Here is a 25,116-nt window from a genome sequence, read left to right as displayed (position 1 = left end):
ACGAGGCCGCATGACTACCACGCTACCTACCCTGCAATCCCTGTCCGCGGCGCTCAGCCGGAACGCCGTCAGTTCGGCCGACCTTACCGAGGCCGCGCTGCAGCGCGCGCTGGAGCCGTCCGGCGAAGGCAGCCGGGTGTTTACCGAACTCTATGCGACGGCGGCGCGGGCGGCGGCGCAAGCCTCCGACCTGCTGCGCGCCAGCGGCCAGGCACGCTCGCCGATCGACGGTGTGCCGATTTCGGTGAAAGATCTGTTCGATGTCGCCGGCAGCACCACGCGGGCCGGTTCGGTGGCGCTGCGCGACGCTGCGCCGGCCAGCGTCAGCGCACTGGCGGTGCAGCGCCTGGCGGCGGCCGGCGCCGTCATCATCGGCCGCACCAACATGACCGAATTCGCCTATTCCGGCCTCGGCATCAATCCGCACTACGGCACGCCGCGCAATCCTTGGGACAGAGGCGCCGGCCGCATACCGGGCGGTTCCTCGTCGGGCGCCGCGGTGTCGGTCAGCGACGCCATGGCGGCCGCCGCCATCGGTTCCGACACCGGCGGCTCGGTGCGCATCCCGGCCGCGCTGTGCGGGCTGACAGGCTTCAAGCCGACTGCGCGCCGGATCTCGCTGCAGGGCGTACTGCCGCTGTCGACGCAGCTCGATTCGATCGGCCCTATCGCCAACAGCGTCGCCTGCTGCGCCACCCTCGATGCGATCCTGGCCGGTGAACCGCTATTGCCGTTGCAGCCTTATTCGCTGCGCGGCCTGCGCCTGGCGCTGCCGACCACGCTGGTGCTGGACGGCATGGACCAGCAGGTCGCGGCGGCGTTTGCCGATGCGCGCCGGCGGCTGCAGGCTGCGGGCGCACTGATCGAGGAAATCGAGATACCCGAATTTGCGGCGCTGGGCGCAATCAACGCCAAGGGCGGCTTTACCGGCGCCGAGGCTTATGCATGGCATCGCGCGCTGATCGCCGAGCGCGCCGCTGCCTATGACCCGCGGGTGATTTCGCGCATCTTGCGCGGCAAGGAAATCAGCGCGGCTGACCTGATCGACCTGTTCGCGGCGCGCAAGCAATGGATCGCGGCGGTCGAATCCAGGATCGCGGGCTACGATGCCCTGCTGCTGCCGACCGTGCCAGTCGTGGCGCCGCTGATTGCCGAACTGGAAGCCAGCGACGAGGCGTATTTCGCCGCTAACGGCCTGATCTTGCGCAATCCATCGGTGATCAATTTTCTCGACGGCTGCGCGCTGTCGCTGCCTTGCCATGCCGCCGGCACGGCGCCGGTCGGGCTGATGCTGGCCGGCGCCGGCGGCAGCGACCGCAAGATCCTGGAAATCGGGCTGGCGGTGGAGGCTGCGCTGGCGGCTGCCTGATACCGGCTGCATGCTGCCAAACAAAAAGCCGGATCAAGCGATTGATCCGGCTTTTTTCCGCCTCTGGCCGCCACTCAGCGATGATCAGCGATCGACCGCCAGCCTGGCTACCTGCAATACTTCCCCGCTGTTCGCATTCTGGACAAAAGCCACGATACCGAAGCGGTCGGCGCGGACGTCCGTGCCTATGCTGTCGAGCGCAAGCTTTTGATTGATCTGCACCATGCCATCCTTCAACGCAAACGGACCGAGCCAGCGCCGCACGACATAGTCGTGATGCAGCGTCACGCCGTCGTTCTCGCCTGCCGCCACTTTCGATACCAGCTTGTTTTCGTAGACCGCGATGTAAGCCTCATGGCTGTCTTTGGAAGGCTGGCGCAGCTTGACCCTGGCCGACAGGTCGAAGCTGCGCGCCGCCGTGCCTGACAGCTTGATGGCGATGTCGGCCGGCGACGGCTGCTCCGCGATTTTTGCGATCGCGGCGTCAAAAGCCTTGTTCGCGCTCCATTGCCGCAGCTCGCGGCCGCCGACAAAGATTTCCGGCGTGTACACCACGCGGCTGCCGGCGGATGCCGCCAGCTCCTGCTGCCGCACGGTGAAGCGATGGTCGCCGAACCTGTCCTTCCAGCCAAGGTTGTCCCAATAATCGACATGCAGGGCCAGCGGCACGATGCGCTCGGCTCCGGCCTCGCTTGGCCTGGCTTGCGCGCCTTGCCTGGACAGCCACTGGTCGGCCGGCGGGCAGCTGTTGCAGCCTTCGCTGGAATACAGCTCGACCAGCGCCACCCGGTTGGGCGGGCTTTGCGCGCTGTAGTCCTGCGCCTGAACGGCGGCGGAAATGCCGAGCGCAAGCGCGGCTACGGCAATCTTCTTTGCAACATTGATAAGGTCTGGCACGTGGCTCTCCTGGCTGGTCGTCTGCTGCTTGGTCGTTCCACCTCGCGGTTTCCTTACACACCAGCACCAACCCGGGCCAGGCGCTACGGCGCCCGGTACAAATTGATCACGTCGCGTTCGACCCGCACCAGGTTTTGCCCGGCGTCCACCACAAACTCGGCGCCGTTGAACGAAGGCCTTGTCAGCAACAGGATGGCGTCGGCAATTTCCGTGATGGGCGCGATATAGCCGAGCGGCGTAGAACGGGCGGAAGAATATTCGAAATCGGCCTGGCTCTGGTCGCCGCTGGTCGCCATCAGGCCGGGATACAGGGCATTGACGCGCAATACCGGCGCCGCCGACATCGCCAGCATCGCCGTCAGGTTGCCCAGCGCGGCTTTCGCCACGGTATAGCTGAAATCCTCGGGATGGAAATTGGCGCGCACTTTCTGGTCCACCACATTGATCACCACGCCTTGCTGGACGCGTTGCCTGGCTTGCTGGTGAAATGCCTGGGTCAGCAGCAACGGTGCACGGCAATTCACTTGCCATGAACGTTCGAGGTCCGGCAGCTCAAAATCGGCCAGCGTATCGGGAAAAAATACCGCGGCGCAGTTGACCAGCACATCGAGCCGTCCGAACCTGGCGTAGACCGCGGCCACCATTGCCGTCAGCTGGTCCGGCGCCTGCAGGTCAGCCTGCAAGGCGACGGCGCTGCCGCCGCCGGCTTCGATGGCTTGCACCGTATCGAGCGCCTCCTGCTGCGAACTGCCGTAATGCACCACCACCGCATAACCGGCTTGCGCAAACCGTTCGGCGATCCCGCGCCCGACCCGCTTGGCGGCGCCGGTAATCAGCACGACGGCGGGCGCCGCCGTGCCGGCCTTGGGCGGCTGGCTGGCGTGCTTGTTCAATTTTTGACGGCAGCGGCGGCGTGACGATCCATGAACTGCGCCAGCCGCAGATCGAGATCGGTAACGCCGTTGGCGTCATGGGTAGTCAGCAGCACCTCTACGCGGTTATAGACATTCGACCACTCCGGGTGATGGTCCATTTTTTCCGCCAGCAGCGCCACCTGTGTCATGAAACCGAAGGCGGCGTTGAAATCTGCGAAACGGAAAGTCTTTTGAATCGCATCGCGGCCATCCGCCGCAGTCCAGGTGGCCAGGCTTTGGAGCGCCGCTGCGGCGCCGATATGAGTAGAACTTGGCATTGAAGTATCCGTTCGTGAAAACTTCAATTCTATAACCTGGAGCAGCTGAATGAGTAAAAGATGCCGTATCGAAGGCCATTCACTCGGTTTTAGGCAGCTTGCGGTCGAAAAAATCGATGATTTCAGCATTCAGCCTGGCATGCTCGGCAACCCGGTCCACTCCCGGCGCATCGACGCACAGGAATGGCATTGCCGCCTTCATTCCGTCGCTGCAGGGAGCGATGAACACATAGTGGCCGCCGGCAAGTTCGCCGCGTTCCACGCTGGCCGGCAGCAGGCTCAGCAGATGGTCGGTATTCCAGCGGTTGCGCAAGACCTGGTCGTCGCTGGCCTTGTAGATGCGCAGCGGGATAGTCACGCCTGCCACGCCTTTGGCGTCGAACATGATGCTGAACGGCGCCATGGCCACCGCGGCGCGCACCCGGCTGTCGCTGGGCACGTTCCAGCCGGGACGGATGCGCCGCAGCGCCGACTGGCCGCCGGCCGGGCATACTTCATGGTCGTCGGCATGGGCCGCGCAATAAGCGGTATATAAGGCAGGGTCAGGTTTGGCGCCCGCCATCACCATGGTGGTGTAGGCGCCGGCGGAAAACCCGGCCATGCCGATGCGCCTGGCGTCTATCGACGGTTCGAACCGCTTGTCGGCCAGGACTGCATCCAGCGTCGCCACCGCTTGCCATGGGCGCCCAATGATCTGCACATCCGTAAACCTGCCCTCCGGGCGGTCGTAGCTGTCGCCCAGGTGGCGCGGCGTCGCTACCACGTAACCGTGGCTGGCCAGGGCTTCAGCCAGGTCCGCGTGGCCGAATTCGCTGCCGCCGCTGCCGTGCGAAAGGATGACCAGCGGATGCTTCCCGGCCGCGATGGCGGCGTTGCGCGTGGCATGGATCAGGCCGGAACCGGTCTGCCATTCGGTTGGCGGCGCTGCGGTCGGATACCAGACCGCGACCGGGATGTCATATTCGCCGCCGGTGGCCAGGCTGACGATGCCGACATTCATCTGGCCGTCGCTGGCCGAGGCTTGTCCGGCAAATACTCCGCATATCAAGATCAATATCACCGCACGCAAGGAACGCATGTCATCTCCAGGCTGAAAGGCAGGAATCGAACCGGCTGTCACAAGCCGGGATAGCAGCGATTGTAGGGCGCGGCCGGATTGCGCGCCTGACCGGGATTGCTGATTTGCATCAGCGCGATGGCCTATGCCGGGTTATCAAAAAGCCGGCATTTGATCTGCTTCCTTGAAAAACAGGCAATGCGACAGCCGGCGCTTTTTTCCAGGTGCTGTCAACCGAGCGCCCAGCCCTTGGCGTTAACGATCTGCACAAGCACAATCATCTTCCAAAGGAATCGCCATGAAATCAAGCATCATCGCAGCAATGCTATGCACCGTTGCCCTGGTCGCCGCTACCGGCGCAGCCCAGGCAAAAGGCTGCCTGAAAGGCGCTGCCGTGGGCGCGGTGGCGGGCCACTACGCGGGTCATCACGCAGTGGTCGGCGCGGTTGGCGGCTGCGTCGTGGGACGCCACCTGGCCAACAAGAAAGCCGCCGATGAAGCCGCCGCACGCCAGGCTGCTCCAGCACCGCAAGCCGCGCCTGCAAAATAGGCAGGAACGCAGTGCCGGCGACGCCCGGAACGGATGTTGGCATAATGGCTGTCCTTGCAAACTTCCTCGGGCATCATGCAATTCCTGGCCATCTCGGGCAGCCTGCGCGCAGGCTCCCACAATTCCGCCCTGTTGCGCGCCATGGTCCGCCTGGCGCCGGCCGGCATCAGCGTCGCGCTGTACAGCGGCCTGGGCAATTTGCCCTTGTTCAATCCCGATATCGAAGCCAGCGACCCGGCCGCCGTGGCAGACTTGCGCGCCCGCATCGTGGCCACCGACGCCTTGCTGATCGCCAGCCCGGAATATGCGCACGGCATTACCGGCGCCATGAAGAATGCGCTCGACTGGATGGTGGGTTGCGAAGCTTTTGTGCGCAAGCCGGTGGCGTTGCTGAACGCTTCGCCCAGGGCGGTGCACGCCCAGGCGTCGTTGAAGGAAATCGTGACGATGATGTCGGCGCAGGTTGTCGAGCCGGCGTCGGTCACCGTGCCCATCCTCGGTTCGCATCTCAGCGAAGACCAGATCGTCCATCACCCAGGAATTTCCGCAACGCTGCGCGGCGCGCTGCTCGCCTTGCGCGCCGCCGTGCTGGCGGCCCGCTTGCCGCCTGAATGAGTCAGGCCAGCATCAGCAAACCCGAAGCGACGATAGCCGGCACCGCCTGTATGTACAGGATCTTGCGGCTGACAGTGAGCGCGCCGAAGATGCCGGCGACGATCACGCAGGCCAGGAAAAAAATCTTGACCGCATGCCCTGGCGCACCCAGGCACAACCCCCAGGCCAGGCCTGCAGCCAGGAAACCGTTATACAAACCCTGGTTGGCGGCCAGCGCCTTGGACGCCGCGGCAAACTCCGGCGTCAGCCTGAACGTCTTGAGGCCGAACGGCTTATCCCACAAGAACATTTCGAGCACCAGGAAATAGACGTGCAGCAAGGCGACCAGGGCAATCAGCAGGTTGGCGACAGTATTCAAATCAGGCTCCGTTTTTTTGATGATGGAAGCTGCCGCCCCTGCTTTGGCAGGATGGCGGCAGGCGAGGTGAAATCCGCTTTCAGGTCTTGGCTGCGGCCAGGCTGGCGTGCTGCGCCGCCAGCTCAGCGTCGAGCGCCTTGACGCGCTGCGCGGCCGGGCGCGCATTGACCCGGTCGATATAAGCCTGTATCACCGGCGACATCGGCACCAGCTGGAAGGCGGTGGTCCAGGTCAGCGCGGTGCCCCACAGGACGTCGGCGGCGCTGAATTTGTCGCCCAGGATATACGGTCCCTTGGCCAGCTGGTCGGTCAAGGTCTTGAGCATCGTATCGAAATCGCCGTAGGGGCAGGTCGACGGCGCCACCGGCGGATGCTTTTGGGCGCGGTCGACCAGCGCCGGCTCGAAACAGGAACCGTAGTACACCATCCAGCGCAGGTACGGGCCGCGCAGCGGATCGTCCAGCGCCGGCGCCAGCCCGGCATCCTGGTACAGGTCGGCCAGGTACAGGAAAACCGCGACCTGTTCGGTGATCAGCGCTTCGCCATGGCGGATCGCGGGGACTTTACCCATGGGATTGATTGCCAGGTATGCGGGATTACGCTGCTCGCCCGCCTTCATGTTAAGCGCGTGCAGCTGGTAGTCGGCGCCCAGTTCCTCAAGCAGGATACGGGCGCCCGTGGAGCGGGTGTTGGGCGAATGGAAAAAAGTCACGCGGCGGTTCGGTGTCATGGCATCTCCTGATTTTTTATGGCGCTCAGGGCATGTAATATATCTCAAGCGTTGCCGACACATAGTGAAACAACTAGATAATATTTTCCTCTTGCATTAGTCCAAACCCTCTATTCGGGCAGCGCCTGGCCAAGCTTTATTAATCTATTCACAAGACCTCCGCAGGCGGCGCAGGCGCCGCCGCGGCCACGGAAAACCAGCGGTTGTCATAGGGGAATCGGAGAGCCGCCAGGCTGCGCCGCGGTCGGCAAACCAGCCTGGCGCTGTAAGTCAAATGTGAAAAGTGTAAGCAAATGCACGGGACACATTCCTGAAATTCCCGCTTCGTACAATCGATCGCACTGAACAACTTCAGGAGCGCAAATTGAAACACCCTCTCAGCATCGCAGCGATCATCGCCGGCCGCTTTTCATCGTTCGCCAGTCCGCCGCCGAGGACCCAGGGCGGTCCCGGCATCGTGCTCAGGAACGCCCCGCCGGCCCCCAGGAAAGAAGCCGAACCGGTCCCGCGCGCCGGGCTGGTGTGGAGTCCTGGATTCTGGAATTATGTGGGCGGCTGGTATGTGTGGGAAGCCGGCCACTGGGAACTGGAGCGCGACAACCAGCTTTACCTGAAGCCGGGCTGGCAGAAAGTGATACACGGCTGGCAGCTGCAGCGCGGCGAATGGCGCGTCACTTCGGTCAGCTTCATCAAGCAGAGAAATGCCGCGGCGGAGGCAGACGATGCTCCAGAGCCGCAATACGATCCGCTTGCGGCGTTTCGCTAATAATTAGCCGACCTGTTTTGCCAGCGCATCGCGGCGCAGCCGGCTGCGTTCCTGGCAGCGGAAGCAGATCCAGCGCTTGGATTTGTTGCGCAACACGAAATCGCCTTCCGTCACCGAGACTTCACCCTGGTGATGCGAGCAGAATCGCTTGCCGGTAACATTTGCCGTGGCCTGGGTCACCAGCGCCAGCCGGTCTTGTCGTTGCAGATATGCGGTCATTGCGGATTCTTCCTTGATTGCTTGCCCGGTTCAGGCCCGGACATTTGCTATTTTCCAAATGGATTGATACTCACGGCGTCTTGCGCTTTGGCCGACAAGGCTGGCGCAGCGGCCTGCGCGGCGCCGGACGGCAATCCGCCCCGCTCCCCGGCCGCTGCCGCGGCATGGATCCCGGTTTTCGCTATCGAATCGTCGACCGAGAAAACCGCATAGATGCCGCCGGCGCCCAACGCAAGGGCGGCGACGATCCATCTGAAATTCGATTTGTTCATGTCCGGCTCCGATCAGTACAGGTATTGCCATCTCGTCGCCGGCGCGGACAGGGTTGTCCGCGCCGGCGATTTCCAACATGCTGGCTACAGAAACCTCGGAGGATTAACGCGCAAAGTCCGAAGTGTTCTTGACGAAGGTGTTCAGGTTGCCGATGTTCAGGCTACCGAAACCTGTTGTCGCATCCCAGCCGGCGGCAGCTTTGTAGCCGTAAGAACTGCTGGCGCCGTTGGTGCCGGAGGTCACGTCATGCAACAGCGAAGCGTTGGCGGCCACCGGGAAATACTTGTAGAAGCTGGCTGCCGGGAAACCCAGTGCATTGCTGTTGGCCGATTGCAGGCGGGCCCAGACGCCGGAGAAGATCGGCGCCGCCAAGCTGGTGCCGCCGACTGTTCCGGTCTGGTTGTTGTAATAAATGGTGGCGCCGCTGGCGCTGGCGGCATCAAATGCGATGTCCGGCAGGCCGCGGGTGGTCTTGCCGGCGGCAATCACGCCAGTCTGGTAGCTAGGCGCCGTTTCGTACTTGCTGTAGCCGCCGCCGGTTGCCCACAGGCGCTTGGTGGCATCGTAGTCGCCTGCGTCGTCGTAGGTGCCGATTGCGCTCAGGCCTTCATTCCACACGGTTTCGCTGCTGTAGGCGCCGGAGTTGGTGTACAGGGTGGTGCCGCCGACTGCGATCACGTAAGGCGAAGAAGCCGGTTCGCTGACGTCATAGGTAGTTTTGCTTTTCGGCACGCCAGGCGCACCGGAAATCGAACTGACCTGGCAATTGTACGTGCCGGCATCTCCGGTCGAAATGGAGAATGTCTGGCCTTGCGCCACAGCCTGCTTGAAGACGTTGTCGTCTGCCGCCTGGGTGCCGTCGCTATGCGTATCCGACTCGCAGCCGCCGAGCGAGACGTTGATGACCTTGGCCACATTGTCAGTCACCGCACGGTTGTAGGCAGCAGTGATGCCGCTGAAACTCATGTCAGGCGACGCGTAGAAAACCAGCTGCTTGACGCCGCCCGACGTGCCGGTGATGGTCTGGCTGTCCAGGTTCCATTCGACCTGGCCGGAAGTATCGCTATAGTCGGCGCCGGCAGGGCCGGTTTTCACCACCAGGGTATTGACGGTAGGCAGGCCCTTGGCGGTAGTGAAGGTTTGCAGGTCGGTAATCGTCGGACTGAGATCGCCTGCCGAGATGATGCCGACCACGGTGTTGGAAGCCGTTGGCGTAGAGCCGACGCTATAGATCGCAGGGAACTGCACCGGGCTGTGCGCCGTTGCGACCGGCGTTGCATTGACCGTGACTTTAGCCTGTGCGCTCACGCCGGCTTCAGGAGCTTGTACCCAGCGATGATGGGTCTGGGCGATGGCAACGTTCTGCAACCCCAGCACCGAGCCGACGATGCCGCTCAGCGCCGCAGGCACTTGCGCAGCGTCGGTATTGGCGAACACGTTACGGCCGTCTTGCTGGAATCGTTTCAGCGCGGTGCGGAAGCCGGTTTGAACGGTAGCGGCAGTGCCGTCGGCTGTCACCAGCTGGCGATTCGGCGCCACCTGGATGTTGACAAAACCGGACTTGCTCAGGTGGGCAACCACTTTCGCCACATCTTTTTCCGCAGGCGCATACTGCGCGGCGAATTGCGCCGGCGTCAGGAACTTGCCGTAGGAAGCCGTGCCAGGAGTACGCAGGTCCTGCAGGAACTTGTCGAGCTTGGCTTCATTGCGCAAATTCAGGCTGAGCGTCACGTGGACCGGCTCGCCTTGCGCCAATTGCACGGCGGATGCGGCTGGGGTTACCACGCTGGCATCGGCTGCCACGCTCTTTTGATTCGCTTGGACTTGCGGCAAGAACGCTTGGGTCTTGGTGGTGACCCAAGTGCTGTTGTCCGCCACCGCTGCATAGGAGGCGGCAGACAAAGATGCAAACACCAGGGACAGCGCCAATGACAATGCCGAAGCCTGGGGAATCGCAAAATTTGCTGCTAGTGCTTTCGCTGATATTTCCGATTTCATGTGCATATTCCTCTTGAATGGAACAGATAAAAGACGCCGCAGCCCGGCATTGCGATCAGCAATGCAAAGTTGGTCTGGCGCTGGAGTCTGCATCACCGGTCGTGATGCAGTTGCTTAACGAGACGTGATGTCCGTTAACTGGATGGCCGCAGCGTTAGCGCTGGCGATGCCGGAAGATCGGAAGGATCCGCGGTCCGCTGCGCGGCATCTGGCGAGCGGCGCGGGCGGATGGAGATTGCATTGAATCCGGTGCAAATCATGAGACTTCCCTCTTGAGGATTAACCACGGCACCGATGACTCTTTTGGAGCGGATGCCGTGTGAAAAATCAACGCTTCACATCTTTTTCAAGATTCAAATCTATCTGTCTTGTGATTCAGAATAAATCAATTATTTCCGTGTGGCAATAGCAATTCAACTGATATTTTCTTCTATCGAACCGCGTATTTCGTTGCTCCCTGTTTCCGCTCAAACCCTTGTATTCATTGGCTCGAATCAATTCCCGCACCAATGATGGGAGCACTCTCCTGCTTGATATTCCTGGTCGAAAAAACCGCACCGAAATTCAGCATCGAACGCGGCAATGTCGCCCATAAAGTAGCGCCGACAATCAGCGCGCCGCCGATCCAGGACAAGGTGCCGAGTTTCTCGCCGAGCCAGAACGAAGCAAACAGCGCGCCGAATACCGGCTCGCTTCCCATCAGCAGTGAAACCCGCGTGGGGTTGCTGCGCCGCAGTCCATAGTTCTGCGCAAAAAAAGCAAAGATGGTGCAAAACAGCACCAGGTAGACCGTACTCACCCAGAAGCTCGGATCGCTTGGCAGCGGCGGCAAGCCGCCTTGCATGAACAGGCTGGCGACCAGCAGGCAACCGAATCCGACGACGCCGGATTGCACCGCGGTCAGGGTCAGGTTGGACATGCTCCTGTCGACCGTCAGGCGCTTGGTCATGACCATCATGAAGGCGCGCAGCAACGCCGCCGCCAGCATCAGGCCGTCGCCCAGGTTGAAGGTCAGGTTGCTGCCGACGGTCAGCAGCCAGGTGCCGGACAGCGAAACAAAAGCCACCACGAAAGCGCTGACCGGCGGCCGTTGCGCCATCACCAGCCATTCGACGAAAGGCGTAAAGACGACGCACAGGCTGATCAGGAAAGCGGCGTTCGAAGCTTGCGTCAACGCCACGCCGAAGGTTTCGCAGATGAAGATGGCAAGCAGGATCAAGCCGAGCGGCACGCCTGCCCGCAACGCAGCCCTGCCTTCCGGCCGGGCCAGCCGGCGCAGGCTGGGCAGCAGCAGGAAAAAGGTCATGCAAAAACGGATTGCGACAAAACCCAGCACCGGATAAAACACCAGCGCGTCCTTGGCGACGCCATAGCTGGTGCCCCAGACGATCGCAACCAGCAACAGCAGCAAGTCGGCGAACCAGAGACCTTTGGCAGATGAGTTGGGGGACCGGCTGGCAGATGGGATCGTCACTTCGCTTTACTCCGGATAACGCCATCAGCGCTATCAGTTAAGAAAAAAAAACGTTCCGCCTAGGTGGAGGCTGAGCGGAACAAACGGCGGGAGCACCGAGGATATTGGTCAGGGTCGGATCACGCTTGGTTAAGCTTGGGTCCTGGTATAGGCGATCACCAGCACATCTCTGAATGCTTCACGCTTGGCTTCATGCGGCAGCACCTTGGTCACGCCGTGCATGGTGCGGGCATCGTCGGCCAGCATCAGGTCCATCGGATCGGTCAAGGTATAGCGGCACATCAGCTTGCCGGCGACATCGGTAATGTAGGTCTCGCCGCCGACCACGTTATGACGGCGCACCATCATGGTCACGATATAGTCGACGCCGTCGCGGTGCAGCCCTTCCGGCGTCGGGTTGCCTGGGACATGGGAGCTGGCGCGTATGCGGTAAGGATGGAGGCGGATATTCCATTTGCCGCTGCCGCCGTCGACCCGGTCAAACACTTGCGCCAGGGACAGCAGCAGGCCGGACAGGAAAGGGTTGTCGATAAAGTGCTGCTCAAGCGGTTCAAAATGGCGAGCGACGTCGCCGTTCAGCTTATTGATGTAGCTCGGCTGCACGTAAGGCGCGTGCGGCAGCTGCCGCAGCACGCCGTCGACGCCGTCCAGTTCGAATGCGCTGTAGCGGCGGAAGCGGTAGCTGCCGTTGTCGCCCATGTACTTGTCTTGCGGCAGGTTGTTCCAGCAGCTGGCGAATTCATCCCAGGTGCCTGGATCGACATCGCAGGCAGCTTGCACGGCGCGGCCGGACATCACGCTGAATTGCCGCTGGCGCAGCTCATTGCTGAGATGGTCGATGATGGGCGGCGCGATCCTGATGGGCGCCAAGACGTCGATTTCCATTTAGTTTTCCTCAGCCAGCAGTTTGCTGGCATCCAGCACCGAACCGGTCGGCGCCAACAGCTGCCGGCTGGAACGTTGCGCAGCGATGTCCTTTTCCCAGCTGTCGCGATCGGTCAGGTACAGCGGCGCGTCGGCGCGTATCGCGCAGACGTCGGCAGCGCCCGCGCGCAAGCGATAGTTGACTGTGCCGCTGACATACTGCACGGTCTCCAGGATGAAACGGTCGGCGGCGGCGCGCAGCGGGGTGAACCAGCGTCCTTCGATTGCTTCGCGCACCCACAGCTGCTCCATGTGCAGTTTTTCGCGCAGCAGTTCGGCGTCCAGCACTGCCGTTTCCAGGTGCCGGTATGCTTCCAGCAGCACCATGGCGGCAGGCGCTTCACGTACTTCCAGCACCTTCTCGCCCTGCTCCAGGTGCTCCAGGCCGCAATAACGGCCGATGCCGAAAACGCCGACACGGCGATTCAGGCGTGCGATCAGTTCCACCAGCGGCAAGGCCTCGCCGTCGATGGCGACCGGCCGGCCGCCGTCGAAACGGATCGACAGTTCGATGCTGGCAGGCGCCGGATCGACGGCGGCAGTCCAGTCAAACAGGGATTCCGGCACCCAGAACGATTCCGGATTGTCGAGCGAGCCGGATTCAAATTCGCGGCACCACAGGTTGGCGTCGCCGCTGATGCCGCGCGCCTGGAAGTGAGGCAGGCCGGCAGCGCGCAAGGCTTCGATTTTTTCTTCGCGGGAGATTGCGGTGTATTCGTAAGGCGTACCGTAATAACCGGCGTAGCCCAGCTGCGCAATCGCGCCGTTCAAGCGGCGCAGGGTGTTCTGCGACTGGTTGGCGGTATGGACGATGGCGTTGCAGCCGAGCCGCAAGGCGGTTTCGACCGCGAAGCGAGCGATGATGGGACGCGACAAGGACGAACTGATCGGATAGATGCCCATATAGCGGGCATTGGCGCGGATCGCCGGCAGCACGGCATCTTCGGCGAACGCTTGCTGGCCGTCGATCACCAGCAGCTCGGCGCCGAAGTGCGTCGTGATCTGCTGCAGGTCGGCGGCGTTGATGCCCTCGCCCAGGTCCACCGTCAGCGCCGTCACGCGGCAGCCGCTATCGACCAGGCATTTCAAGGCATAGGTACTATCCAGTCCACCGCTGAACAAAGTCAGGACATGCTCGCAGTGAGCCGCCACCAGTTTCAGGTCGTCGATGCTGCGTATTCTTTTTAGCGGCTGAATCATGGGAGCTCCGACATTCAAAAACTAGATAGTATGAATAAATCAATAAAAACAATCACCAATGAATGTAATTATGTTTTATTCCAGCAAATACGATAATCTATGTATTCAGAACAACACTTGTGCACAGCGGGAACAAATGGGAGCCAATCGATATATCAAGCTGATGCCGGATATGGCGGTGTTTGTCCGGGTAGTGGAAACCGGCAGTTTTTCGACCGCGGCGCAGGAGCTCGGCATGACGCCCTCGGCGGTGAGCCGCCAGGTGTCGCGTCTGGAGCAGGCATTATCTGTCAGATTGCTGGAACGCACTACCCGCAAGCTGCGCCTGAGCGAGTCCGGCAGCGAAGCTTACCAGCGCTGCCTGGAGATGGTGGGCGCGGCCAAGGCGGCGATGGAAGTGGCCGACAAGTTCGTGGCGGTGCCGCAGGGACTGCTGCGGGTCGGCATGCCAAAAGCCTTCGGCAAGGGCGTGGTGACGCCGTTGATTCCCAGTTTCCTGGAAAAATATCCGCAAGTCGATGTGCAGCTGATTCTCACCGACCGCCACGTCGACCTGATCAACGACGACGCCGACCTGGTGATCCGCATCACCAGCCAGCCGGCCGACGGCCTGGTGGCGCGGCCGCTGATGTCGATCGACCAGGTGCTGTGCGCCACCCCCAGCTACCTGGCCCAGCACGGCACGCCGAAACAGCCGCAAGACCTGTGCAGCCATAGCTGCCTCTACCTTGGCGAAAATCCCGGCGATTCCGACTGGCACTTCATGCGCCAGGGCGAAACCACCATCATTAAGGTGCGCGGCCGTTACGTGGTCAACCACAGCGAAGCGCGCCTGGACGGCGTGCTGCAGAACCTGGGCATCGGCTGCCTGCCCTACTTCATCGTCCGCAACGCGCTTGAGCAAGGGCTGGTCAAAGCCGTGCTCACCGATTGGGAATTCATCGCCGCCTACCAGGGCACGGCTTTCATACAGTACCTGCCGACCCGCTACCTGGCGCCCAAAATGCGCGTCTTCATCGACCACCTGGCGACCCACATGGAAGCCGACCTGAAGCCCCTGGACCGGCGGCGGCTGGTGTAGTGTTTCACATCTAATGGAGCTTAAGAAATGGTGGATTTTTGTGTCAGGCTAGACGCAAACCGGAGCGATAGTGGACTATCGCGAGGATTTGCAACGACGCATGGCGCGAAAAGACGCCATTTATTAAGTTTCATTAGGTGTGAAACACTACACTAGCATCCGACAAATGAGCAAGGCCGCCATCTGCCGGCAACTCCTGGCGGTGGCCGGCCTGGCCTGCTGCTATGCCCTGCCGCTTGCCCGCTGCAGCGCACAGCAAGTCGTGGTCGATACCGGCCACACGACGGAAAAGCCCGGCGCCACCGGCCCCGGCGGCAGCCGTGAATTCGACCTCAACCGGCAGTTCGCCATCGCCCTCGGCAAGGCATTGCAGGCAGAAGGAATGGACGTGGTCGACGTCGCCGCGCAAGGATCGCCGGCCTCCCTGCAAGCGCGCACCAAAGGCAGCGCCAGGGCAGCGCTGTTCGTCTCCATCCACCACGATTCGATGCAGCAAGCCTGGCTGGACGCAGGCCGCAGCCGCGAATTTTCCGGCTACGCCCTGTTTGTTTCCGCCAGCAAGCCGCACTACGCACGCAGCCTGGATTGCGCCAAAAGCATCAGCCTGCGCCTGCAAGACATCGGCGAACATCCTTCGCTTTATCACGCCACTCCCATCCCGGGCGAAAACCGTCCCTTGCTTGACCGCCAGCTGGGGATCCATCGCTTTGACGAGCTGGCGGTGCTAAGAACCGCCGAATCGCCGGCGCTGCTGATCGAAGTCGGCGTGCTGGCCAATCCGGACCAGGAGCCGCGCCTGGCCTCGCCGCGGTTTGCCGGCAAGGCTGCCCGCGCCGTCGCCGCCGGCATACGAAAGTGCTTGCCGGCGGCGCCATAAGAGTATGCAGCTGGCGGACAGCCGGCAAAAAATTCAACCCTGCCTGCGGCGGCATTCTTCGACAAAAGCCAGCAAGACCGGATCGCGCAGCGCGAATACCTCGAACAGGCCAAGTGCCTCCAGCGCCGCAAGCGCCTCGGCCATGTGGCGCTCCGCTTCCTGGCGGCGGCCTGGCGCTGCTGATGGATCCAGGAAGGTGCGGGCATTGGCCAGGAAAGCGCCGACGGTGCCTTTGCGCACGACGGTGCCGTTGAAATCACCGCTATCGATATGGTTGGGAAGCAGGTCTTCTGCTCGCATGGTTGTGCTCCGTTAATTAAGAAAGGAGTGCCCAGTATGCTGCGCAAAAAATGGCCTGGCTTGTGCTGTTAAGCCATAATATGTCGCATGCAAGCCAAACCACAAACCCTGCTCGATCCCGCCCGCGCCGACGGCCAGGACGGGCCGCAAGTCATCGCGGTGCATTGCCGCAGCGACGATTTCCGCGCCACGCCGCCCCATGCTCACGCGCGCGGCCAGCTGATCGCTGCGACCGGCGGCTTGCTCAGCATCGATACCGGCGACGAACGGCTGGTGGTGCCGCCCAGCCACGCCGTCTGGATCCCGGGCCATCAGCAGCACAGCCTGCGCTCGCACGGCCCCTTCGACGGCTGGAGCGTTTATGTCGCCCCCGCAGCCTGTGCCGGCCTCCCGCAGCAAGCGCTGGTGCTGCAGGTCTCCGGCCTGTTGCGGGCAGCCGTGTTGCGAGCCGCAAGCTGGGCCGATGCCCTCATGCCCGACGCAATGCAAGCGCGCGTACTGGCCGTCATCCTTGATGAAATCGCCAGCCTGCCGCGCGCAAGGCTGGCGTTGCCGCTGCCGGTGGAACGCCGCCTGAAAAAAATCGCCCAGGCCCTGGCCGACAATCCGGCTGACCAGCGCAGCCTGCAGCAATGGGCAGAGTGGGCCGCGATTGCGCCCAGGACGTTGAGCCGTCGCTTCGCCGCCGAAACCGGCATGCCGTTTTCCGAATGGCGCCAGCGCGCGCGGCTGATGCGCGCCCTGGAACTGCTGATGGCGGGACAGCCGGTGACCGGCATCGCGCTTGATCTCGGGTATGACAGCCTGAGTGCATTCATCGCCATGTTCCGGCGCTCGCTGGGCGTCTCTCCGAGCAAATACCTGCTTGCAAAAAACGGCGCGGCCTGACGCTGCATCAAGCACGAGCAGCGCAGCAATTTTTACGCCGCGTTTACAAGCCCGCTAGTCCTTTTTAGAGAATCTTTACGTCCTGCCTGCTAACCTGTAATCACCTAAACGACCAGTAGATACCCTCTATGAATCAGGTAATTCCAGCAGCATGGCGCTTCTCTTCGCTTCCCGCTGCCGTCTCGAAAAAAATCCAGGCCCCTGCCTTGCCCTTCCCTTCGCATTCGTATCGCCGGCTACCCCTCCCGATCCACAAAGATTTCATGATGCGCATCACCGTGGATGCCGCCTCGGTCGCCGAGCTGCGCCGCATCATCGTCGGCACCTGCGGCGACCTGATGATCTACATGCGCGTCAAGCCGGTCGACCACGCCAGCAAGATGAAATTCTGGCTGTGCCTGAGCAAGGGCTCGATCGACGCCGTCATCGGCAACATCATGCGCGCCTTGCCGCAGGCAGAATTCGGCCGCATCACGCCGCTGCAGCCGGCATGAGCCCCGCCGTCGACATCACATCATTCCAACCTTTACTGGAAACAGCACATCATGTCCATTTTTGAAGGCATCTGGGTTCCCCTCGTCACGCCTTTCCGACAAGGCAAACTCGATCTCTACGGCGCGCAGCAACTGGCCCTGAACCTGTCCGCCGCCGGCGTGCATGGCCTGGTGGTGTGCGGCACCACCGGCGAAGCCGCCACCCTGAACGAGCATGAACAAGACAAGCTGCTGTGCAGCGTGATGGAGGCGGTGCAAGACCGCTGTCCGGTGGCGATGGGCATCGGCGGCAGCGACACGCGTGCGGTGACGGAGAAAATCGAGCGCCTGAACGCCTTGCGCCCGGCTGCTTTCCTGGTTTCGGCGCCGTCTTATGTACGGCCGTCGCAAGAAGGCATACGCCTGCATTTCGAAGCGCTGGCCGCGGCCGCCGAGAGTCCGCTGGTCCTGTACAACATCCCGGCCAGGACCGGCGTCAATATCGATATCGCTACCGTGAGCGCGCTGGAACAGCATGCCAATATCGCGGCGATCAAGGAAAGCAGCGGCAGCCTGGCGCAAACCATGGAACTGATCAACCGCACCGGCCTGCGTGTCCTGTGCGGCGACGATTCCTTGCTGTTCAATACGCTCTGCCTGGGCGGACACGGCGCCATTTCCGCCGCGGCGCACATACGGCCCGACCTGTTTGTGCATTTGTTCGAACTGGTGCGCGCCGCCCAGCTCGGTTCGGCGCGCGCCCTGTTCAAGCAGCTGCTGCCGGTGATCCAGCTGCTGTTCTCGGAACCGAATCCTGGTCCGGTAAAGGCGGCGCTGGCCATGCAAGGCCAGATACAGGACGAACTGCGCCTGCCGATGACAAGGATGTCGGCGGCGGGCCGGGTCAAGCTGGCCAGGGCGCTGGAAAAGCTGATGACGGTGCCGGTTGCCGGCAAGAGCATGCAGCCGGAATCGGCCATGCGCGGCAAATCCCGGCTGCTGGGCCTGGTGAGATGAAGCGCCTTGTCCTTGCCGGCGGCCGATTTCCACGCAATACTTGCAAAAAATGCTTGATGCGTGTCCAATCGCCATATGAAAATTTCCCCTGCACTCCCCATATGGTCCATCGCCGCTCCGGTCGCCGGCTGGCTCCTGCTCGGCGGCGCGAGCTTTAATCCAGGCGGCTTTTATACGATATTGCTGGTGATTGGCCTGCTCGGCAGCGTACTGGCGGCGGTGTACCACGCCGAGGTCGTCGCGCACCGGGTCGGCGAACCTTACGGCACGCTGGTGCTGGCGCTGGCGGTGACCCTGATCGAAGTGGCGCTGATCGTCTCGCTGATGCTGGCCGGCGGCGAAGAAACCACGGGCCTGGCGCGCGATACCGTGTTTGCCGCCATCATGATCATCCTCAACGGCATCGTCGGCATCTGCCTGCTGGTCGGCGCCAGCCGCCACAAGGAACAGAGTTTCGGCTTGCTGGGCGTGAGCGCTTCGCTGGCGACGCTGGCGGCGATCGCGGTGCTGACGCTGGTGCTGCCCAACTACACCTCGAGCGCCGCCGGCCCGTTCTACAGTCCCAGCCAGCTGGCGTTCATCGCCGTCATCTCGCTGATACTGTACGGCACCTTCGTGCTGGTGCAGACCGTGCGCCATCGCGATTACTTCTTGCCGGAAGAAGCTGTCAACGATGAAGATGTCCACGCGGCGCCGCCATCAGCCAAGGTGGCCGCGCTCAGCGGCGGCTTGCTGCTGGTTTGCCTGGGAGCGGTGGTGCTGCTGGCGAAATCGCTGGCGCCGGCCCTGGAAACCGCGGTGGCGAGCGTCGGCGCGCCCAAGACCCTGGTCGGCATCATCATTGCCGCGGTGGTGCTGCTGCCGGAAGGACTGGCCGCGGTGCGTGCGGCGCGCGCCAACCGCCTGCAGACCAGCCTCAACCTGGCGCTGGGTTCGGCGCTGGCCAGCATCGGCCTGACCATTCCGGCGGTTGCCATCGTTTCGCTCACCACCGGCTGGACCCTGTCGCTCGGCCTGGACGTCAAATCCACCGTGCTGCTGCTGCTGTCTTTCATCGTCGCCACGCTGTCGCTCGGCACCGGCCGCACCACGGTCATGCAAGGCACGGTGCACCTGGTGATTTTTGCGGTTTACCTGTTTACCACCATCGTTCCCTGAACCAATCCCGGAGCTGGCCAGCCAGTTCCGGTTTTCCGCACCAATCGGTATCGTTTTTTGCGGCGCCCCCAGGGTCGCCGCATAGCGCGGCACCATGCTGGTGCGCTTATCCTGCACCAAAATCCCCTCTCACCAAATATGGGCGCCGCGCGTCTCGCTGGCGTCGATATTGTTCCAGATTCAAGTCGTTCTCCCCGAATCCGGCGCATGGCGCCGCCCCGCCTCTCTGGCATGCATTCTGCTAATGCCATTGTGTAATCGGCGCATCCCCTCACCAGGTTTGCCGCAGGCTTTCTTTGCTCGTGCTTTTTCTGTTTTTTATCGCTCATAACCGGAGGAGAAATTCATGTCACGTCGCACCCTTCTGAAAGCTACCGCACTCGGCGCTTTCGCCCTGGCCGCCAGCTCCTGGCTGCCGTCTGCATTTGCCGCGGACACCATCAAGGTAGGCATCCTGCATTCGCTGTCGGGCACCATGGCGATCTCTGAAACCTCGCTGAAGGATGTGGCCCTGATGGCGATTGAAGAGATCAACGCCAACGGCGGCGTGATGGGCAAGCAACTGGAGCCGGTGGTGGTCGACCCGGCTTCCAACTGGCCGCTGTTCGCCGAAAAGGCGCGCCAGCTGGTTTCGCAGGACAAGGTGTCGGTGGTGTTCGGCTGCTGGACCTCGGTTTCGCGCAAATCGGTGCTGCCGGTCTTCAAGGAACTCAACAGCCTGCTGTTCTATCCGGTGCAGTATGAAGGCGAAGAGCTGGAGAAGAACGTGTTCTACACCGGCGCCGCGCCTAACCAGCAAGCGATCCCGGCCACCGAATACCTGATGTCGAAAGAAGGCGGCGGCGCCAAGCGCTTCGTCCTGCTCGGCACCGACTATGTCTACCCGCGCACCACCAACAAGATCCTGCGCGCCTTCCTGCATAGCAAGGGCGTGAAAGATGCGGATATCGACGAGGTCTACACACCGTTCGGCCACTCCGACTACCAGACCATCGTCGCCAACATCAAGAAATTTTCCGCCGGCGGCAAAACGGCAGTGATCTCGACCATCAACGGCGATTCCAATGTGCCGTTCTACAAGGAACTGGGCAATGCCGGCCTGAAAGCCACGGACGTGCCGGTGGTGGCGTTCTCGGTCGGTGAAGAAGAATTGCGCGGCGTCGACGCCAAGCCGCTGGTCGGCCACCTGGCCGCATGGAATTATTTCGAGTCGGTGAAAAACCCGGTCAATACCGCCTTCATCAAGAAATGGAAAGCCTACGCCGTCGCCAAGAAACTGCCGAACGCCAGCACCGTGGTCACCAACGATCCGATGGAAGCGACCTATGTCGGCATCTACATGTGGAAACAGGCCGTGGAAAAAGCCAAGTCCACCGACACCGACAAAGTGATCGCCGCCATGTCCGGCCAGAAATTCAAGGCCCCGTCCGGCTATGAACTGGAAATGGACGCCACCAACCATCACCTGCACAAGCCGGTAATGATCGGCGAAATCAAGGCAGACGGCCAGTTCAACGTAGTCAACAAAACCAAGACCACAATCCGTGCGCAGCCTTGGAGTCCATACATCCCGGGCAACGAAGGCAAGCAAAAACTCTGACCGTAGCGGCATCAAGGCTGTTGGTTTTGACGTTGCTGTTGTAGTTGCTGTTGCTTTTGACGTTGCCGTGGCTCTTGACGTTGCCGTTGCTTTTGAATTCCGCATGGGGACGTTGCCAAATGAGCCAGCGGTCAGCCGGGAATTGTGGGAAGACATGTTTGAGCGAAGCGAGTTTGTCTTCCCACCCGGCTGACCGCTGGCTCATTTGGGGACCCGACCGAAGGGAGGGCAACGGCTTTGCGGTCGCCTTCTTTTGGTTACTTTTCTTGGCGAAGCAAGAAAAGTGACTAGCTGCCGGGCTACCCCCGGCTAGCTTCCACGGAGTAGCGAACTTTTTAGGTAACACCGAACGAAGGCCATCGCATGCCACCGAACCTACTCCGTAGCCCGTTAAATGGGGTCAGAGTAATTTTCGGCGGTAAAACTGCCGAAAAAAAACTCTGACCCCATTTAACTACCGTCCCGTAACGCCAAGGCAGGAAAAAAATCGGCTCGCAAACAGACTAATGAAAATCTCAAGAAAAATTCTTCTCATTGCAAGTTTGTGCCTGCACACCGCGCTGGCGCACGCCAGGATCGACCCGGCGCTGCTCAAGCCGCTGGCCGGCGACGACCCCGATGCACGCATAGCCGCAGTCAACCAGATCGCCGCACTGGCCAACGACGACGCACTAAAAATCCTGAATGCACTGAACACCGACGCCCTGTATGCCCGCCCCGACGGCACCGTACTGATCGTCGACGACACCCAGGCATTCAACCCAGCCACCGACCAGGCCACGCCCACGCCCGACGACGCCGAAGGCATCAGCGTCAACAACCGCCTGCGCGGCGTAGTGGAAGGCGCCCTGTCCGGCCTGAAACTGTTTTCCGCCAACCGCAACCAGCGCATTGCCGCCGCCACGGAACTGATAAAAACCGCCGACCCGGCGCAAATCCCGCTGATCAGCAAAGCCCTGCACCAGGAAAGCGATCCCGAAATCCAGGCCATCCTGCAACAGGTGATCGCCACCGCCAACCTGCACTCGCCCGAAGCCGCCACCCGCAAGGCCGCGGTGCAAACCCTGGCCGGCAGCACCAACGCCAACCTGCGCCCCGCCCTGCAAAACCTGCTCGACAAGAACCCGGACGGCAGTTATGTCGAACCGGATCCGGCGGTACGCATCGAAGCCGTGCGTACCCTGGGCGTGCTGGACCGCCACCTGGCGACGGTCGATTTCATCGGCAAGGTGTTCTACGGCATCTCGCTCGGCAGCGTCCTGCTGCTGGCCGCGCTCGGGCTGGCTATCACGTTCGGCCTGATGGGCATCATCAACATGGCGCACGGCGAACTGCTGATGATCGGCGCCTACACCACCTATGTCTGCCAGCTGCTGTTCCGCCAGTATTTCCCCGGCGCGCTGGACGGCTACCTGCTGGTCGCGCTGCCGGCCGCCTTCATCGTCACCGCCGCGGTCGGCATCGTGCTGGAACGGCTGGTGCTGCGCTGGCTGTACGGCCGGCCGCTGGAAACCCTGCTCTGCACCTGGGGCATCAGCCTGATGCTGATGCAGCTGGTGCGTTCCATCTTCGGCGCGCAGAACGTCGAAGTCGCCAATCCCAGCTGGATGTCGGGCGGCGTCACCGTGCTCGGTTCGCTGGTGCTGTCGTATAACCGCATCGTGATCATTTTCTTCGCGCTGGCCGTGGTGCTGGCGGTGTGGCTGATCCTGAACAAGACCCGGCTCGGCCTGTTCGTGCGGGCAGTCATGCAGAACCGCCGCATGGCGTCTTGCGTCGGCGTCTCGACCGGCAAGATCGACATGATGACTTTCGGCCTCGGCTGCGGCATCGCCGGCCTTGGCGGCGTGGCGCTGTCGCAGCTCGGCAATGTCGGCCCGGACCTGGGCCAGGGCTACATCGTCGACTCCTTCATGGTGGTGGTGCTGGGCGGCGTCGGCCAGCTGGCCGGCACCGTGATCGCCGCTTTCGGCCTGGGCGAAGTCAACAAGTTCCTGGAGCCGGTGGCCGGCGCCGTGCTGGCCAAGATCGCGATCCTGGTCTTCATCATCGTCTTCATTCAAAAACGCCCGCAAGGCCTGTTTGCCCTGAAAGGCAGGAGCGTCGAATGAGCAGCGCAACCCTACCGGTTTCCCAGCAGATCGCCGCAGCCAGGACGCCATTGTTTTCGCGACCGGCGTGGAGCGGGATCATTTTCTGCAGCGTGGTCCTGGCCCTGCTGCCGGCGCTCAACCTGGCCTTCCCTGCCGGCCATGTACTGCACATTTCCGGCTACACGGTAGCCCTGGTCGGCAAGTTCATGTGCTACGCCATGGCGGCGCTGGCGCTCGACCTGGTATGGGGCTACACCGGCATCCTGTCGCTCGGCCACGGCGTATTCTTTGCGCTGGGCGGCTACGCCCATGGCATGTACCTGATGCGGGCGATCGGCCGCGACGGCGTCTATCAAAGCAACTTGCCCGATTTCATGGTGTTCCTCGACTGGAAAACCTATCCCTGGTTCTGGTCGCTGACCGACCATTTCTGGTACTGCATGGCGCTGGTGGTGCTGGTGCCGGGCGTGCTGGCTTTCGTGTTCGGCTATTTCGCGTTCCGCTCGCGCATCAAGGGCGTGTATTTCTCGATCATCACGCAAGCCATGACCTTCGCCTTCATGCTGCTGTTCTTCCGCAACAACACCGGCTTCGGCGGCAACAACGGCTTCACCGATTTCAAGCGCATCCTGGGTTATTCCATCACGGCGCCGTCGACCAAGGCGGTGCTGTACCTGATCACGCTGGCCTTCCTGCTGGGCGCCCTGCTGCTGTGCCGCTGGATCGTCACCTCCAAGCTCGGACGGGTGCTGCAGGCAGTGCGCGACTCTGAATCGCGCCTGATGTTCATCGGCTACAACCCGCTCTGGTTCAAGCTGTTCGTATGGACCTTGTCGGCGGTCCTGTGCGGCATCGCCGGCGCCTTGTACGTGCCGCAAGTCGGCATCATCAATCCGTCCGAGATGTCGCCCGCCAATTCGATCGAAATGGTGATCTGGGCCGCGGTCGGCGGCCGCGGCTCGCTGCTGGGGCCGATCATCGGCGCCTTCTCGGTGAACGGCCTGAAGAGCTGGTTTACCGGCGCCTTCCCCGACCTGTGGCTGTACGCGCTCGGCTTGATTTTCATCCTGGTCACGCTGTTCATGCCGCAGGGGATCCTGGGCCTGGCCGACAAGCTGAAAAGCAAATTCAACAGCGGCAAGGAGAGCGCATGAGCCAGATCTATAACCCGGCGCAGCCGTCCGACAAGGTCGACAACGCCCTGCACGCCGACTACGGCACCTCGTATGCGCGGATCAAGCCGGAAGGCGTCGACACCACCCACGGCGCCATCCTCTACCTGGAAAACATCACGGTTTCCTTCGACGGCTTCAAGGCGCTGAACAACCTGAACCTGGATATTTCGGTGGGCGAACTGCGCTGCATCATCGGCCCCAACGGCGCCGGCAAGACCACCATGATGGATGTCATCACCGGCAAGACCCGGCCCAGCGCCGGCACCGCTTTCTTCGGCCAGAGCATCGACCTGACCAAGCTGACCGAATACGACATCGCCCACGCCGGCATCGGCCGCAAGTTCCAGCGGCCCACCGTGTTCGAGCAGCACACCGTGTTCGAGAACCTTGAACTGGCGATGAAGATGGACAAGCGCGTCAAGACCACCTTGTTTTCGCGGCTGAGCTCGGAACAGGTCGACAAGATCGACGCTTGCCTCAGGCTGATCCGCCTCAACGGCAACGAGCGGCGGCTGGCCGGCCTGCTGTCGCACGGCCAGAAGCAGTGGCTGGAAATCGGCATGCTGCTGATGCAGGAACCGCAGCTGCTGTTGCTGGATGAACCGGTAGCCGGCATGTCGGATGCAGAAACCGCGCGCACCGCCGAGCTGCTCAATGAACTGCGCGGCAAGCATTCGATCATGGTAGTCGAACATGACATGGGCTTTGTCGCCGAGATCGCGCAGGAGGGCAAGGTCACCGTGCTGCATGAAGGCTCGGTGCTGGCAGCCGGCAAGATGTCGGAAGTGCAGGCCGATGAGCGCGTGATCGAAGTTTACCTCGGGCGCTAGAA

Annotated in this window: 27 protein-coding genes; 14 read left to right on the top strand and 13 right to left on the bottom strand. The window is 62.1% G+C overall.

Features of this window, described 5'->3' with window-relative positions:
* Positions 1–10 precede the first annotated feature (10 nt).
* Positions 11–1,369, top strand: coding sequence for an amidase (locus AC07RZ_RS06960; protein ID WP_494667390.1), 1,359 nt, complete (start codon positions 11–13; stop codon positions 1,367–1,369).
* Positions 1,370–1,453: 84 nt separating this feature from the next.
* Here the strand turns inward: AC07RZ_RS06960 and AC07RZ_RS06955 are convergent, their stop codons facing one another.
* The 4 genes from AC07RZ_RS06955 to AC07RZ_RS06940 form a co-directional block, all read right to left on the bottom strand.
* Positions 1,454–2,266, bottom strand: a complete 813-nt coding sequence (locus tag AC07RZ_RS06955) for a DUF1223 domain-containing protein (protein WP_494667389.1) — start codon at positions 2,264–2,266, stop codon at positions 1,454–1,456.
* Between the two features lie 83 nt (positions 2,267–2,349).
* Positions 2,350–3,159, bottom strand: a complete 810-nt coding sequence (locus tag AC07RZ_RS06950) for an SDR family oxidoreductase (RefSeq protein ID WP_494667388.1) — start codon at positions 3,157–3,159, stop codon at positions 2,350–2,352.
* Positions 3,156–3,491, bottom strand: a complete 336-nt coding sequence (locus AC07RZ_RS06945) for a 4a-hydroxytetrahydrobiopterin dehydratase (RefSeq protein ID WP_494667510.1) — start codon at positions 3,489–3,491, stop codon at positions 3,156–3,158. Before AC07RZ_RS06945 ends, AC07RZ_RS06950 begins: the two co-directional genes overlap by 4 nt.
* A gap of 46 nt (positions 3,492–3,537) precedes the next feature.
* The gene (locus AC07RZ_RS06940) at positions 3,538–4,536 is read right to left on the bottom strand and encodes an alpha/beta hydrolase family protein (protein WP_494667387.1); all 999 of its coding nucleotides are present in this window, start codon (positions 4,534–4,536) and stop codon (positions 3,538–3,540) included.
* A gap of 277 nt (positions 4,537–4,813) precedes the next feature.
* Here AC07RZ_RS06940 and AC07RZ_RS06935 point away from each other — a divergent pair, with 277 nt between their 5' ends.
* Both AC07RZ_RS06935 and AC07RZ_RS06930 read left to right on the top strand, forming a co-directional pair.
* A complete protein-coding gene (locus tag AC07RZ_RS06935) occupies positions 4,814–5,065 on the top strand; it encodes a hypothetical protein (protein WP_494667386.1) in 252 nt (83 codons plus the stop codon).
* A 75-nt stretch (positions 5,066–5,140) separates the two neighbouring features.
* Entirely contained in the window at positions 5,141–5,680 is a 540-nt protein-coding gene (locus AC07RZ_RS06930; protein WP_494667509.1) for an NADPH-dependent FMN reductase, read from the top strand.
* A 1-nt stretch (position 5,681) separates the two neighbouring features.
* On the opposite strand, the gene AC07RZ_RS06925 is transcribed toward AC07RZ_RS06930, so the two are convergent.
* Positions 5,682–6,038: a DUF1304 domain-containing protein gene (locus tag AC07RZ_RS06925; RefSeq protein ID WP_494667385.1), complete on the bottom strand. Its 357-nt coding sequence runs from the start codon at positions 6,036–6,038 to the stop codon at positions 5,682–5,684.
* 79 nt (positions 6,039–6,117) lie between these two features.
* The gene (locus AC07RZ_RS06920; protein WP_494667384.1) at positions 6,118–6,768 is read right to left on the bottom strand and encodes a glutathione S-transferase family protein; all 651 of its coding nucleotides are present in this window, start codon (positions 6,766–6,768) and stop codon (positions 6,118–6,120) included.
* A 364-nt stretch (positions 6,769–7,132) separates the two neighbouring features.
* Here AC07RZ_RS06920 and AC07RZ_RS06915 point away from each other — a divergent pair, with 364 nt between their 5' ends.
* On the top strand, positions 7,133–7,534 hold the full coding sequence (locus AC07RZ_RS06915; protein ID WP_494667383.1) for a YXWGXW repeat-containing protein: 402 nt from the start codon (positions 7,133–7,135) through the stop codon (positions 7,532–7,534).
* 3 nt (positions 7,535–7,537) lie between these two features.
* On the opposite strand, the gene AC07RZ_RS06910 is transcribed toward AC07RZ_RS06915, so the two are convergent.
* The 6 genes from AC07RZ_RS06910 to AC07RZ_RS06885 all read right to left on the bottom strand — a co-directional run bounded on the left by AC07RZ_RS06910 (position 7,538) and on the right by AC07RZ_RS06885 (position 13,622).
* Entirely contained in the window at positions 7,538–7,753 is a 216-nt protein-coding gene (locus AC07RZ_RS06910) for a hypothetical protein (RefSeq protein ID WP_144738521.1), read from the bottom strand.
* A gap of 47 nt (positions 7,754–7,800) precedes the next feature.
* On the bottom strand, positions 7,801–8,025 hold the full coding sequence (locus AC07RZ_RS06905) for a 2-phosphosulfolactate phosphatase (protein ID WP_144738522.1): 225 nt from the start codon (positions 8,023–8,025) through the stop codon (positions 7,801–7,803).
* A gap of 103 nt (positions 8,026–8,128) precedes the next feature.
* Positions 8,129–10,024, bottom strand: coding sequence for a S53 family peptidase (locus AC07RZ_RS06900; protein WP_494667382.1), 1,896 nt, complete (start codon positions 10,022–10,024; stop codon positions 8,129–8,131).
* 481 nt (positions 10,025–10,505) lie between these two features.
* Positions 10,506–11,498, bottom strand: coding sequence for a DMT family transporter (locus tag AC07RZ_RS06895; RefSeq protein WP_494667381.1), 993 nt, complete (start codon positions 11,496–11,498; stop codon positions 10,506–10,508).
* 129 nt (positions 11,499–11,627) lie between these two features.
* On the bottom strand, positions 11,628–12,383 hold the full coding sequence (locus tag AC07RZ_RS06890) for a 2OG-Fe dioxygenase family protein (protein ID WP_494667380.1): 756 nt from the start codon (positions 12,381–12,383) through the stop codon (positions 11,628–11,630).
* Positions 12,384–13,622 carry an argininosuccinate synthase-related protein gene (locus AC07RZ_RS06885; protein WP_494667379.1) on the bottom strand — a complete coding sequence of 413 codons (1,239 nt, stop codon included), beginning with the start codon at positions 13,620–13,622 and terminating at the stop codon, positions 12,384–12,386. It lies immediately after the preceding gene.
* 136 nt (positions 13,623–13,758) lie between these two features.
* Here AC07RZ_RS06885 and AC07RZ_RS06880 point away from each other — a divergent pair, with 136 nt between their 5' ends.
* Both AC07RZ_RS06880 and AC07RZ_RS06875 read left to right on the top strand, forming a co-directional pair.
* Positions 13,759–14,703 (top strand): LysR family transcriptional regulator, encoded by a 945-nt coding sequence (locus tag AC07RZ_RS06880; RefSeq protein WP_342830259.1) that lies wholly within the window; start codon positions 13,759–13,761, stop codon positions 14,701–14,703.
* Positions 14,704–14,869: 166 nt separating this feature from the next.
* Positions 14,870–15,580 carry an N-acetylmuramoyl-L-alanine amidase gene (locus AC07RZ_RS06875; RefSeq protein WP_494667378.1) on the top strand — a complete coding sequence of 237 codons (711 nt, stop codon included), beginning with the start codon at positions 14,870–14,872 and terminating at the stop codon, positions 15,578–15,580.
* A gap of 33 nt (positions 15,581–15,613) precedes the next feature.
* Here the strand turns inward: AC07RZ_RS06875 and AC07RZ_RS06870 are convergent, their stop codons facing one another.
* Positions 15,614–15,880, bottom strand: coding sequence for a hypothetical protein (locus AC07RZ_RS06870; protein ID WP_144738529.1), 267 nt, complete (start codon positions 15,878–15,880; stop codon positions 15,614–15,616).
* An 87-nt stretch (positions 15,881–15,967) separates the two neighbouring features.
* On the opposite strand from AC07RZ_RS06870, the gene AC07RZ_RS06865 reads away from it, so the two are divergent.
* The 8 genes from AC07RZ_RS06865 to urtD all read left to right on the top strand — a co-directional run bounded on the left by AC07RZ_RS06865 (position 15,968) and on the right by urtD (position 25,114).
* Positions 15,968–16,768, top strand: a complete 801-nt coding sequence (locus tag AC07RZ_RS06865) for an AraC family transcriptional regulator (RefSeq protein WP_494667377.1) — start codon at positions 15,968–15,970, stop codon at positions 16,766–16,768.
* Positions 16,769–17,031: 263 nt separating this feature from the next.
* The gene (locus AC07RZ_RS06860) at positions 17,032–17,262 is read left to right on the top strand and encodes a hypothetical protein (protein ID WP_494667376.1); all 231 of its coding nucleotides are present in this window, start codon (positions 17,032–17,034) and stop codon (positions 17,260–17,262) included.
* Positions 17,263–17,313: 51 nt separating this feature from the next.
* Complete coding sequence (dapA, locus tag AC07RZ_RS06855) at positions 17,314–18,258, top strand: 4-hydroxy-tetrahydrodipicolinate synthase (protein WP_494667375.1); 945 nt, start codon at positions 17,314–17,316, stop codon at positions 18,256–18,258.
* 75 nt (positions 18,259–18,333) lie between these two features.
* On the top strand, positions 18,334–19,416 hold the full coding sequence (locus tag AC07RZ_RS06850) for a calcium:cation antiporter (protein ID WP_092393028.1): 1,083 nt from the start codon (positions 18,334–18,336) through the stop codon (positions 19,414–19,416).
* A gap of 346 nt (positions 19,417–19,762) precedes the next feature.
* Positions 19,763–21,016, top strand: coding sequence for an urea ABC transporter substrate-binding protein (gene urtA, locus AC07RZ_RS06845; protein ID WP_494667374.1), 1,254 nt, complete (start codon positions 19,763–19,765; stop codon positions 21,014–21,016).
* Between the two features lie 506 nt (positions 21,017–21,522).
* Positions 21,523–23,127 (top strand): urea ABC transporter permease subunit UrtB, encoded by a 1,605-nt coding sequence (urtB, locus tag AC07RZ_RS06840; RefSeq protein WP_494667373.1) that lies wholly within the window; start codon positions 21,523–21,525, stop codon positions 23,125–23,127.
* Positions 23,124–24,263, top strand: coding sequence for an urea ABC transporter permease subunit UrtC (gene urtC, locus AC07RZ_RS06835; protein WP_494667372.1), 1,140 nt, complete (start codon positions 23,124–23,126; stop codon positions 24,261–24,263). Before urtB ends, urtC begins: the two co-directional genes overlap by 4 nt.
* Entirely contained in the window at positions 24,260–25,114 is an 855-nt protein-coding gene (gene urtD / locus AC07RZ_RS06830; protein ID WP_144738536.1) for an urea ABC transporter ATP-binding protein UrtD, read from the top strand. The genes urtC and urtD overlap by 4 nt, the downstream gene beginning before the upstream one ends.
* The last annotated feature ends 2 nt before the right edge of the window (positions 25,115–25,116 follow it).

Source organism: Collimonas sp. GW821-FHT07E08, assembly GCF_059418905.1.
Note: the sequence above shows the minus strand (reverse complement) of the source record. Positions and strands in the feature narration are given on the sequence as shown.